Raw genomic sequence first — 12,690 nt, 5'->3', positions numbered from 1 at the left:
TTTCGTTGTGCGTATTCGGCTGAAATACTGGGAGCCGAAGTAGACCTATTTGAGGTGTGGCACTACTTCTTGGCAGAATTTGACCTCGTGGAATCACGCGACACCCTCGAACCAACCATTACGCCGTTCGTAGATCTTGAACGAGCGACGTGGGCACGACTCTCCAACCAGATGGAACAGCCACTGAACCTCGATGACATCGAGCGGCTGCGCGGTCTGGGCGATGCCCTGGACCTTCAGGAAGTGCGCGATGTCTACTTGCCGCTCAGCCGCCTGCTGTACCTCTATGTACAGGGCGCAGGGGCAACCCATCGGGCAACCACCACCTTCTTGGGGGAGCAGACCAGTCGTACCCCGTTTGTCATCGGTGTGGCCGGTTCTGTGGCAGTGGGCAAGTCCACCACCGCGCGTGTGCTACGTGAAATGCTGCGCCGCTGGCCCGAAACCCCCGACGTTCAGCTGATCACCACCGATGGATTCCTTTACCCGAATGCCGAGCTTGAACGCCGTGGCATTATGCAGCGCAAAGGCTTCCCCGAATCCTATGACCGCAGGGCCCTGCTGAAGTTCGTCTCCGCGGTGAAGTCCGGAGCCAAGGAAGTCAGTGCACCGGTGTATTCGCACCTGACCTATGACATCATCCCCGGTCAGCGTCAATGGGTGCGCTCGCCACAGGTGCTGATTGTCGAGGGGCTGAACGTGCTGCAGCCAGCGCGTACCCGATCGGACGGAACCGTGGGTTTGGCGCTGAGCGACTTCTTTGATTTCTCCGTATATGTTGATGCCAAGACCAAGAACATTGAAGAGTGGTACATCCGCCGTTTTATGAAGCTTCGCTCCGGTGCCTTCTCGGATCCTGCCAGTTACTTCCATCGCTATGCAAAGCTCACCGACGAAGAGGCTCGTGAGACGGCCCACGGCATTTGGCGCAGCATCAACGAACCGAACCTGAAGGAAAACGTGCTGCCGACCCGCGGACGGGCGCAATTGGTGCTCCGAAAAGACGCTGATCACTCCGTGCGTCGAATGTTGCTTCGAAAAATCTAACTTTAGGTAACTTCTGATGTGCATTCATCAAATAATTCGAATTTTCTGGAAGAAAAACCAGCAAACCTAGTAATCACCTGTGTATGCTCTAGAGCATGTTAAAGGGATTCCGCGATTTCATAATGAAGGGCAACGTAGTCGATCTGGCAGTTGCCGTGGTCATTGGCGCCGCATTCGGCGCAGTAGTCACTGCCTTGGTGGACAACATCCTGATGCCACTGATCGCAGCGTTGGTCGGAAAGCCATCGTTTGACGACGTTTTGCGCTTCACGATCAACGGATCGGAGATCGCAGTAGGCGCTTTCCTCACCGCACTGGTTAACTTCCTGCTCATCGCGGCTGCTGTGTACTTCGCGCTGGTACTGCCAATGAATAAGGCCACCGAGATGCTCAACCGCCGCCGCGGCATCTCCGAAGAAGAAGAGGAAGCCGAGGCGGATCCACAGCTGGCTCTGCTGGAGCAGATTCGCGACGAGCTCAAAGCACTTCGCTAAAGAAACTTTCATCACTCGCTGTGAGGCGGGGTTGACGGCCGAAAGGCAGTCAACCCCGCCTCATCTCTGTTGACCATCGAAAACTGTGTGCCAGCGCGCAATCAGGTTACGGGCAAGCACTGGATAAAAGTGGGAAGATGGATAGGTGAACCCTGAAGCACTTGAGCAAAGCACCGAAACCGCCCAGCTAACCGTGACCACTTCACCTAAGTGGGAACGCCGCGCAGTGATCGACCTGTCAGCTATTCGCAACAACATCAAGCAAGTTGCAGATCTCGTCGCCCCATCAGCAGTGATGGCAGTCGTCAAGGCCGACGGCTACGGACATGGAGCGCTACAGGTGGCAAATGCTGCACTGCAGGCAGGGGCCCGCTGGATCGGCTGCGCCCACGTGACCGAGGCGCTGGCATTGCGCACCGCCGGCATTGATGCGCCGATGCTTGCATGGCTTCACACCGAGGACACGCCATTTGACGAAGCAATTCAGGCAGGCATCGACCTGGGCGTCTCCGGCTGGGATCTGGATGCCATCGCAGAAGCTGCCAAGCGCGTAGAAACTCCTGCGCGCATCCACGTCAAGGTCGACACCGGGCTGGGACGCAACGGCTCAACCATGGCGGACCTGCCGGGCCTGCTGCAACGCGCCAACGAATACCAAGAGTCGGGGCTGCTGCGCGTGGTTGGAATCTTCTCCCACCTTGCAGTGGCAGATGAGCCAGAACGCCCGGAAACCGACGAGCAGCTTGCGGTCTTTGATCAGGCGATCGAACTGGTTGAGGCAGCCGGATTCGACCTGGAAGTGCGCCACATCGCCAACACCCCGGGCATCCTCTCCCGCCCCGACTCGCACCACGACATGGTGCGCCTGGGACTTGGCCTCTACGGGCTGAGCCCCTTCGAAGGCGAAACCCCTGACAAGTTCGCGCTGCGTCCGGCCATGAAGCTGATCACCCGGGTCTCCAACGTCAAAAAGGTTCCTGCGGGGCAGGGCGTCTCCTACGGCTTGAACTACCACACTAGCGAGGAAACCTACCTGGGATTGATTCCCATGGGCTATGCCGACGGCCTTCCGCGCATCGCCACCGGGGCACCGGTGACGGTCAACGGCAAGAGCTACCCGGTGCGCGGGCGCATTGCCATGGACCAGTGCGTCATCGACCTTGGCCCGAATGTTGAGCCGCAGGACTTCATCGGCCGCGAGGCAATCATTTTCGGCGATGGCGGGCAGTCGGTGAACACCTGGGCCCATGCGGCCAACACGATCAACTACGAGGTCGTCACCCGCATTTCACCGCGCGTTCCACGCTTCTACGTCGAGGGCAGCTGGGGCGAAGCCGGTGAATAAGGCGGTCAAGGAATTCACCTGCCAGCTGCATGACCTCGCAGCCACCGAAGCGCTGGGGGAGGCGCTGGGCGCAGAACTTCAGGCGGGGGACCTGCTGATCCTCACCGGTGCTTTGGGGGCCGGAAAAACTACGCTGACCCAGTCGCTGGGAGCAGGGCTGAAGGTCCGCGAGGGAATCATCTCGCCGACCTTCGTGCTGGCACGCCAGCACCCGTCGCTGGTCGGCGGACCGGGTCTGATCCACGTGGATGCCTACCGGCTGAAGGACCAGAACGACGTCGACACCCTCGACCTGGAATCCACGTTGGCCGAATCCATCACCGTTGTGGAATGGGGGCTGGGCAAGGTCGAGCACCTCACCGATTCGCGCCTTGAGCTAACCCTCGACCGCGAGGCCCTCGCTGGAACCGTGGAGCTGCCGGCCAACCCCTGGGAAGAATCCGAAACCGAAATCGACGAGCCGCGCCTGTTCACGCTCAAGGCCATCGGCCCCCGCTGGGACGAGAAAGCCTTCGAATCACTGAAATCGGCGCTGCTGCACGCCGTCGCTACCGGAGAAGCACATGCCTAACTACCTATCCATCGACACCTCGGCCCATGCCTCGGTGGCGATTCTCGACGCCGACACCCAAGAGGTCCTCGACCTGCGGACCTCGCCCAAGGGCAATGACCAGACCGAAACCCTGGCCAGCTACGTCCGCGACCTGCTGGCCGCGAACAACCAGAGCGGCCCTGAGCTTGCAGGCATCTTCGTCGGCGTAGGCCCGGGCCCATTCACCGGCCTGCGCGTAGGACTCGTCGCGGCGCGGACCTTCGGCTTCGTCTGGAATGTTCCGGTGCATGGCGTCATGTCGCTGCACGCGCTCGCCGAAAGAGTACTGCAGCAGGACAACGTCCCCGCTGAGTTCGTGGTGGCGGCCGACGCACGCCGCAAGGAACAGTACTGGGCGCGCTACGACGCGTCGTGCACGCTGCTCGACGGCCCGCATGTCTCGGATCCATCGGCCCTTCCCGCGCTGCCGGTTTACGGCGTCGGCGCAGGGCTCTACGAAGAGGTGCTGACGCAGGTCGGCGCGCAGCCGGTGGCAGAATCCTTCGACTGGATCGCCGACGCAGCGGACCTGGCGAAGCACGGATTCAGGGGCTTGGCCGCAGGCCTGGACCTATCGAACACCGCACCGCAGTACCTGCGCGAATCAGACGCCCAGGTTCCCGCCTTTATGAAGAAGCATAACGACAAGGTGGCCAAGGCATGAGCGTTGAACTGCGCACCATGACCGTGGACGATATCCCTGCGGTCCACCAGCTGGAGACGGAGCTGTTTCCGGAGGACGCGTGGCCGATCGCCGGGTTTGAATCCGAACTCGCCCAGACCGAGACCCGCAGGTACTGGGTCTACGAAGATCAAGGACGCGTCATAGGCTACGCGGGGCTGTGCACCGTGCTGCCGATCAGCGACGTGCAAACCATCGCCATTTCCAGTGATTATCAGGGGCAGGGCCTCGGGCGAAAGCTGATGAATCTTCTGATCGACACCGCCCGGGAGCTCAAGGCGCTGGACGTGATGCTGGAAGTGCGCTTCGACAACCCGACCGCGATCAACCTATATGAGTCGTTGGGGTTCGACACCATCCACCGCCGCCCGCGCTACTACAAGGGCGGCATCGACGCTTTGATCATGAGACTGCAGCTGGAGAAGGAGACGAACGCGTGAGCACCATCAAAGAACCGGTAGTCCTGGGCATCGAATCATCCTGCGATGAAACGGGCGTGGGCATCGTGCGCGGCACCCAGCTGTTGGCCAATGCGGTATCCAGCTCCATGGATGAGCACGTCCGCTTCGGCGGGGTGATCCCGGAGATCGCTGCCCGCGCACACCTTGAAGCCTTCGTCCCAACCTTGCAGTCCGCCCTGGACACCGCCGAGCTGACCCTGGATGACATCGACGCCATTGCGGTGACCAGCGGTCCAGGCCTTGCAGGTGCCCTGATGGTCGGCGTCTCCGCCGCCAAGGCGCTGGCCTTGGCTACCGGCAAGCCGCTCTACGGCATCAACCATCTCGTGGCGCATGTGGGTGTCGGCGTGCTGGAAGGCACCATGCTGCCGCCGACCTTCGGAGCGCTGCTGGTTTCGGGCGGACATACCGAGATCCTGAAGGTCACCTCGCTGACCAACGACGTGCAGCTGTTGGGATCGACCATCGACGATGCGGCGGGCGAAGCCTATGACAAGACCGCTCGCCTGCTGGGTCTTGGTTATCCAGGGGGGCCCGCCATCGACAAGGCTGCCAAGGACGGGGACAAGAAAGCCTTCCGATTCCCTCGCGGGCTGACCCTGCCGAAGTTCGTCGGGACGGCAGCGAACCCCGGCAAGAATCGCCACAACTTCTCCTTCTCCGGTTTGAAGACTGCGGTGGCACGCTGCGTTGAACATTTCGAGGCCGCCGGTGAACCGATCCCGGTTGCCGATATTGCCGCATCATTCCAGGAGGCCGTTGTCGATGTGATTACCTCCAAGGCGGTCCGCGCCATGCAGGAGAGCGGACTGACAACCCTGCTGCTGGGCGGGGGAGTGGCGGCGAATACCCGACTGCGCGAGCTGTTGGCTGCGCGTTGCGCCTCGGCCGGAATTACCTTGGTCGTCCCGCCGTTCTCGCTGTGCACCGACAACGGTGGCATGGTTGCAGGCTTGGGGGCGCAGCTCGTGGCCGACGGGGCGGAACCCTCTGGGCTCGACTTCGCCACTGACTCTTCGCAGCCCGTGACGCAGATTGTGCTATCGGGTAATTCAACAAAGTAGGCCCGAAAACTGGATGGGACCGCCGATGGCGGTCCCATTTCTATGTGAGGGCCAAGACGCTGAACCAACGGGTTTTTCTATAACTTGCTATAAGTTGCTTCGGAGAAAAAGCCTTTGAATTGCTCTGTTGGCCGGTTAGAAAATTGATTGAAGTTTTCTCTTCGGAGCGGGATATATTGATCTAAACAGCCAGACGTAGCGGAACTCGCAACCGCAAATGGGGAATCGGAGTAGACGTGCCGGAAGCATCGCGATTAAATTCAGTTTTCTTTGCAACGCAAATCATTCTTGATGCGCTCATCCCATTTGTTGACCAACACATGCGAAGCTCAGATCGAGATGATAGCTGGCGCGGCGAATTGCCTGCAGCGTCCAACGGAGATCAGTCTGCACAGGATGCCCGAGTCGTCTCGGAAACAATTGCTGTTTTTAGACTCATCCGAGAACAGGCGAACGTCTTTGATGAATTCGATTCTCGGCAGAGGCAATCTCTCAAAGAAGCCGAAAGCTTTTTGGAATATATTCAGGCTCAAGCAGACACTGACGATCGCGAAATTGAAGCAGGCTTAACCTGTCTGGCGCAGGCATTAGAAGCAATGAATTTCCATGAGGAAGCAGAACGAATCTATTCCCTGCGGGTCGGTACGGTCAGCGGAATATCCGAAAATAATGCTGATGGGCAGATCGCAGAAGTTCAGGTTCAAGCATCAACCGACGACAACGAATCATTGGTACTCATGCAGGGAATACACAACGGACTGATCATCGACATCATGATGAGCCGTATATGGGTCTATGAGCGCCTGCATCGCCGGGAGAGCCCGATCCTGAGCATCGAGGCAAGCAACACCACGGAATCTACCTCAGCCCCTGCAAAGCTGAGCTTCAACGCAGTCTTTGATCTCGATGGAAGCTCCATGGGGTCCCCTTTCCAAGTGGAAATTCCTGAACTGAAGCCGCACGAGAGCATCGCGATTCCCGCACCCCGCCGCCGCTGGATTCCTTCCGGAGAGAAGTTCCTCGCCATTTCGGAAGGCAGCCGAGCCGTGGCCTTCACCGAACTCAGCGTTTCCGGGACCGTGCAACAGTTCAGCACAGAAATTACCCTGCTCCCAGCCGACCAATGGTGGGCAGCCGGCGGCGAATTGAACCTGGTGGCGTTCATTCGACCCAACGACACTGAAATCGGAGTGCTGCTGCGTGAAGCCAGCGACATCCTGCTTGCCCGAACGGGGCAGGCAAGCCTCGACGGATATCAAAGCAGCGAACAGCGTGTCCACGAAATTGCACATGCCATCTACGATGCAATGCAGGCCCGAGACATTGCCTATGTGGAGCCGCCTCAATCCTTCTACACCCACGTCGGTGTGGGACAGCGAGTCCGCAGCCCGCAAGAGGTTTTGGTCGAACGCCGGGGTACCTGTCTGGATTTGGCCACCACCTATGCCGCCGCTTTGGAGCAGGCCGGTGTTTTCCCGTACCTGATCGTGACCTCCAATCACGCATTTGCCGGGTACCGCACGGTCGAGTCGCCTCGGACGGCAGAGATCTTGACTGACGCGGGGCTGATCTCCAATGCGCTGGCCATGGACGGCATGGAGCTTGTTGAAACTACCAGCTTGTGCCAGCGAGCCAACCCGATTTCTTTCGATGAAGCTCGTGGCGAAGGCAGGCAGAAGGCGGTGGCCTTCCGCCGTGATCTCAAGGCGTTGATCGACGTGCACTCGGCGCACCAGTGGATCGCACCGTTGCCAACGATGCGCTGGGAAGGTGACACCCGGATCATCGAGACAGTCGTCTCAAGGACAGCTGCACCCGAACGGGAATTCGCCTCGACCACGGAGAGCACTAGGCTCAGCGACGACTCGCCGATTCGTGTTGGCCGGTGGAAGCGAGGGTTGCTTGACCTGACATTCCGGAACCCGCTGCTGCGCATGCAGAAGCGTTCCAGCTCCGAAATCTTGGTGTCGCCGAAATCTCTGGGCAAGCTTGAAGACCTGCTTGATATCGGAACCAACCTCACCCTGCACCACCAGGACCGCGCCACGGAACTGGTAGGCGACATGGAACTACTGAGGGAAGAAAACTCGACGATCCTATCGGATCAAATGACTCAGAATAGGGTCCTGTTCACCACGCACACGGAAAAAGAATACCGCCGCAGGCTGACAGCGCTGCAGCGGAAGGCTAAGGAAGACCTTCAGGAATCGGGGGCCGACTCGCTGTACCTTGGCATCGGCACCCTTGAATGGGAGGACGGCTCGCGAACCGGCAAGGCGCCACTGTTCCTCATCCCTGTTCGCCTCTTGGGAGGCAAAGGCTCGACGTCTTTCGCTCTGGCATTTGATACTACTAGGGAATTTCAGCCAAACTTCTGCCTCGATGAAAAGCTGCGCACCGGCTACGGCATCGATCTTCCCGAGCTGCTCAATCCGGGAAATGACGAACAGGGACTTGATATCGATGGTGCGCTGAAGCGTATCCGCCGAAAGCTTGTAGATGCCGAGGCCAAGAGCTTCCGAGTTTCTGAATCGGTATTCCTTGCCAATCTAAAGTTCGCCACCATCGATCTGTGGCGGGATCTGAAGGACAACTGGCCGCAGTTCATGGAACGCCCGGTGGTCAGGCATCTAGTCGAGAATGCCGGAGCGCCGTTCAACGACGGTATTGAAGTTCCGCCACCGGCCGATGCCGACGAAGCAAAGCTCCGCCTTCCTATACCTGCCGATGGCTCGCAGATTGAAGCGATTCGTTGGGCGGATTCGGGAAAGACCTTTGTTCTGGAAGGACCTCCGGGGACAGGAAAGTCCCAGACGATCACCAATCTGATCGCCCACCTGCTCTCTCAAGGCAAGAAGGTCCTTTTCGTCGCCGAGAAGCACGCGGCACTGGACGTTGTTGGACGCCGCCTCGAATCGGTAGGACTCGCCCCGTTGACGTTGAACCTTCACGGCAAAAACCAGTCGCCAGTGAATGTCCGGGCACAGCTGCAGGAAGCCATCGACTATGTTCCGGGCGTCGTACCCGGGTTTGACGCCGCCCAAATAACCTATGAATCGCTGGCAAAGCGCCTGGCTCTCTACCCGCGGTTGGTCCACGAGGAAGGCCCCGCCGGAAAGTCTGCGTGGGAAGCCCATAATGTGGCATTGACTTCTGTCCCCGATGAGATTCTCGAACCCACTGACGTAGAGATTCCACGTTCGGTAGTCCTCTCCAACGAACAGCCTCAAGAAGCGCTCAACGCCGCGTGGTCCCTTGCCGATGCGCTGTCCAACCTGAGCTCACGGCCACAGGACTCCATCTGGACCCTGGCAGATGCTCCGAGCCAAGGTGACAACGATCTTAATGCACAGGGTCTGATGCAGGCCCTGAACGATATGTTTGACCTTGTCGACAAGCTGGACGCCGTACCTGACCTCGCAGAATTCTTGATCACCGCCGATGGGGAAGCAGACCGCGAGAACCTGGCTGCCTGGGCCGAGCGCTCAAAGCAACCAGCAACACCAAAGATCGTTGATGCACAGTCCACGGTGACCGACGCCTGGAATGGCAAGGTACGTGCACTCAAGGAGATCCTGGAGCGTTACAACGCCGCCCATCACGCGATCATGCAGATCCTTACCTTCGAGGCGGCACGAAGCAATCCCGAATCGCTTCAGAACGACCTTGCGGAAGCGACTAGGAAATTCTTCGGACGCAAGAAGCGACGCAATGAATTCGCGTCCTCCCTGAATCAATATCTGATTCAGGGGCAGCCGCCCATCGACCCGGACATGCTTGAACGGTTCTTAGATGACTGGGCCTGCGGCTACAAGGTTCTGGCCGAAGAACTATTGCCGGCCGTTCACGGGATTGATGGCGTCGCGGTGCCAACGAACTTCGAGCCGTTGAATCCAGAACACATCGGCGAGCTATTCACCCAGATTGAAAACCTCACCCAGGTCGCTGCACTTGCCGAGTCAAAGAGCTTCTCGTCCAACACTGACCTTTGGGTCGCTATCGGAGAATCCAGGCTGCAGGCGGGGGACATAATTTCACTGGACCAGAAATACACGGCACTGAAGGCCAAGCTTCATACAACCACCCGAAGTGAGGAGCAATGGTTGGAAGGCCGCACATGGGTTGAAGCGCTGCACGCGTCGCGGGCAGCATGGCTTGACGACGCAAAGAACCTGACCTTCTTGGCTTTGCAACGATGGCTGACATTGCAGTGTGCGTTGGCAGAATTTGATGCGCTGGCGATGCCAGGAATTCGCGCGCAGGTTCTTGAGGAAGAGATCAATGACGCCAACGCAGTGATCAGCGTGAATTTCGCGTTGGCACTGGAAGTCGAGCGAGAACGCATGGAGTCCACCGGGCTTAGTAGTTTCGACTCAAAAAAGCGCGACCGCCAGGTAACAGCGTTCATGGAATCAGCACAGCAGATTCGTGCAATGCTTGCGAGGGTTGTACCGAATGAAATCATCGCCGAGCGCACCATTGATGTCACTTCATCGGTGGGACAGGTGGGATTGCTCAGGCAGCAGTTGGGACGCAGACGTGGAGGACTGTCCATCCGCGAACTTATGCACCGTTACGGCAACACGATCACGCAGCTTTCCCCGTGCTTCTTGATGTCTCCTGCCTCGGTGTCTAGATTCTTGCCGGCTACCGGTCTTGAATTTGATGTTGTGGTCTTTGACGAAGCGTCGCAGATTCGTGTACCCGAGGCAATTGGCGCTATGGGCAGGGGCAAGTCCGTTGTCGTGGTTGGCGACTCCCAGCAGATGCCTCCTTCATCGATGTTCGCGGCTGCGGCATTGGACGAAGAAGAAGAGGAAAACTCTGAAGGGGAGCTGCTGGCGCCTCAGGATATGGAGTCGATCCTCAGCGAAGCGGTTGAATCTGCCATCCCTCGAAACATGCTCACCTGGCATTACCGCTCCAAGGACGAGTCGCTCATCGCTTTCTCCAACGTGCACTATTACGAAGAGAAACTCAGTAGTTTCCCGGCGCCCCCGGCCGAAGAATCGGCGCACTCGGCCGTTGAATTCCGAAATGTTCACGGAACGTGGGAAGGCGGGTCCGGGCGCTCAGCCCAGCGTGTCAATCGTGCAGAAGCGAAGGCGGTGGTCGAAGAAATTCTGCGGCAGCTTCGCCTGCGTCCCGAAACATCGATTGGCGTCGTGACGTTTAACAAGCCCCAGCAGGAACTGGTACTTGATCTCCTCGATGAAGCTGCAGTAGACAACTCCGTTCTCGAACAAGCCCTTGAACGTGAAACCGATGAAATCTTCGTCAAGAATCTCGAGAACGTGCAGGGCGACGAACGTGACACAATCTTGTTCACGTTGGCATTCTCCAAGGACGAGAACGGAAAAATTCCGCTGAACTGGGGTCCGTTGACACGGCAGGGAGGCGAGAAGCGTTTGAATGTAGCGGTGACACGTGCAAAGGAACGCGTCATCGTTTTCGGATCCTTCGAACCTCAGGAGCTGGATACGAGCCGAAGCAATTCTGCTGGATTGAAGGACCTCCGCGAATATTTGATGTCTGCCAAGAATGGTGTTGGTCATCTGGCCAAGACGCACGAGAACGATCGGACAGCGCATGCCAGTGATATTCGTACATCGTTGATTGCCGACGGGCTGGAAGTGGTTTCAAACGTTGGTTTGTCGGATTTCACCGTTGATTTTGCGGTCAGGGCCAGTGCAGAACATCCTTGGATTGCGGTCCTCCTCGACGGACCTGCTTGGTACGGGCGACTCAGCGTTGGCGATCGTGACGCGCTTCCGCATTCTGTGCTTGTCGAAAAAATGGGATGGGTCGATACCTTCAATGTTTGGCTTCCGGAATGGATGCGAGATAAGGATGCAGTTGTCACTCTGATAAGGCAAGCAGCAGAGAACGCAACATTAAGGGAGACCGAACCGCCACTCTCACTGGAAGTTGTACTCGGCGAGCCTAGCGTCGGAAAAACCGAAGTATTCACCGGCGTTGAACCAGCTGAGTTTCAAGACAAGACGGATCCAAAGATTAGTCTTGATGTTTGGAACGGCAGCGAAGCGCCAGCTGAACCGAAGGCTGAATCCATTCAAGTCCAATATCGAAGTGCTGGAGTTCAGGAAACAACAGAATTCACCTTCACACCAGTCGCGCAGGCGAGTGAAAACACAGAATTAAACGTTTTTGTCCCTGCCTCAGATAGCGTGCGTTACGACAAGTCATTGCTTGATGATCGGACGGGAAAGGGCCTGGCTCGACTGCGCGGGGAACTTTTAGATGTTGTCAATGCAGAGAGCCCGGTCCTGTTGTCTAGGCTGGCGAAGATCGTTGCTTCTAGGTACGATCTCGGACGGCTTCTGGCCGCTCGCCAAAAACAGATCCTCAAGGAACTTCCGAGGCAGCACGTACGACGCAGTCCCAATGGGGATGAAGTCGCCTGGGCGGACGTAGCGGATGCTGAAGAGTATTCGGATTATCGTTTGGGCAATGAGCGCACGCTACAGGAGATTCCTTACGAGGAGCTTCTCAGCGCCATGAAAGTAGTCGTGATGCGTTCGGGCGGAATGACTGAAGACGAAGCGTTGCGCGAGACTGCTCGGATGTTCGAAATCGCTCGAATGGGACGTGCCGTTAAAGAACGACTTCAATCAGTAGTTGATGCTGCCCTTAGGCGTGGTGACCTGAAGATGACTGACGGGTTGCTGCAGAATCACCAATGAGAAGCACATGTCGGGATCCACAGTCATTAGCGACGCACATCTGGCTTTGGCACGACTAATTTCAGGGCGGATTCAGTGCTAGCGCCGGAGTGATAAGCGGCATGAGCTTGCGGTCGATACCGGAGTCGGCAAACTTTGCGTGAGTATGGTGGCTGCAAAAACGCCATAGAACAACGTGGAGAACGTCGAATTCTCGCTAGTGCAAACTCTGGTTCGAGATCCTGATTGCGGCAAGCGGCCTAACTACTCGACGTCCTCGATAACTTTGCTTCAAAGCTCGATGGGGTTGACGCGATAAACC

8 protein-coding genes are annotated in these 12,690 nt (G+C 57.9%); all 8 read left to right on the top strand.

Annotation, left to right across the window (positions count from 1 at the left end; all coding sequences use genetic code 11):
- The first annotated feature begins 87 nt into the window (after window positions 1-87).
- Complete coding sequence (gene coaA, locus RUH64_RS08405) at window positions 88-1,047, top strand: type I pantothenate kinase (RefSeq protein WP_313812783.1); 960 nt, start codon at window positions 88-90, stop codon at window positions 1,045-1,047.
- Between the two features lie 95 nt (window positions 1,048-1,142).
- Complete coding sequence (gene mscL, locus RUH64_RS08400; protein WP_313812782.1) at window positions 1,143-1,541, top strand: large conductance mechanosensitive channel protein MscL; 399 nt, start codon at window positions 1,143-1,145, stop codon at window positions 1,539-1,541.
- A 145-nt stretch (window positions 1,542-1,686) separates the two neighbouring features.
- Entirely contained in the window at window positions 1,687-2,886 is a 1,200-nt protein-coding gene (gene alr, locus RUH64_RS08395) for an alanine racemase (protein ID WP_313812781.1), read from the top strand.
- Window positions 2,879-3,457 (top strand): tRNA (adenosine(37)-N6)-threonylcarbamoyltransferase complex ATPase subunit type 1 TsaE, encoded by a 579-nt coding sequence (gene tsaE, locus RUH64_RS08390; protein WP_313812780.1) that lies wholly within the window; start codon window positions 2,879-2,881, stop codon window positions 3,455-3,457. Before alr ends, tsaE begins: the two co-directional genes overlap by 8 nt.
- Window positions 3,450-4,142 (top strand): tRNA (adenosine(37)-N6)-threonylcarbamoyltransferase complex dimerization subunit type 1 TsaB, encoded by a 693-nt coding sequence (gene tsaB / locus RUH64_RS08385; protein ID WP_313812779.1) that lies wholly within the window; start codon window positions 3,450-3,452, stop codon window positions 4,140-4,142. The genes tsaE and tsaB overlap by 8 nt, the downstream gene beginning before the upstream one ends.
- Window positions 4,139-4,600, top strand: coding sequence for a ribosomal protein S18-alanine N-acetyltransferase (gene rimI / locus RUH64_RS08380; RefSeq protein WP_313812778.1), 462 nt, complete (start codon window positions 4,139-4,141; stop codon window positions 4,598-4,600). The genes tsaB and rimI overlap by 4 nt, the downstream gene beginning before the upstream one ends.
- Complete coding sequence (tsaD, locus tag RUH64_RS08375) at window positions 4,597-5,685, top strand: tRNA (adenosine(37)-N6)-threonylcarbamoyltransferase complex transferase subunit TsaD (protein WP_313812777.1); 1,089 nt, start codon at window positions 4,597-4,599, stop codon at window positions 5,683-5,685. The genes rimI and tsaD overlap by 4 nt, the downstream gene beginning before the upstream one ends.
- A 596-nt stretch (window positions 5,686-6,281) precedes the next feature.
- Complete coding sequence (locus RUH64_RS08370; protein ID WP_313812776.1) at window positions 6,282-12,389, top strand: DUF4011 domain-containing protein; 6,108 nt, start codon at window positions 6,282-6,284, stop codon at window positions 12,387-12,389.
- Window positions 12,390-12,690 lie beyond the last annotated feature (301 nt).

Origin of the sequence: Glutamicibacter sp. (genome assembly GCF_032154645.1) — a bacterium.
Classification (GTDB): Bacteria; Actinomycetota; Actinomycetes; order Actinomycetales; family Micrococcaceae; genus Glutamicibacter.
This window is presented reverse-complemented; position numbering and strand designations above follow the sequence as displayed.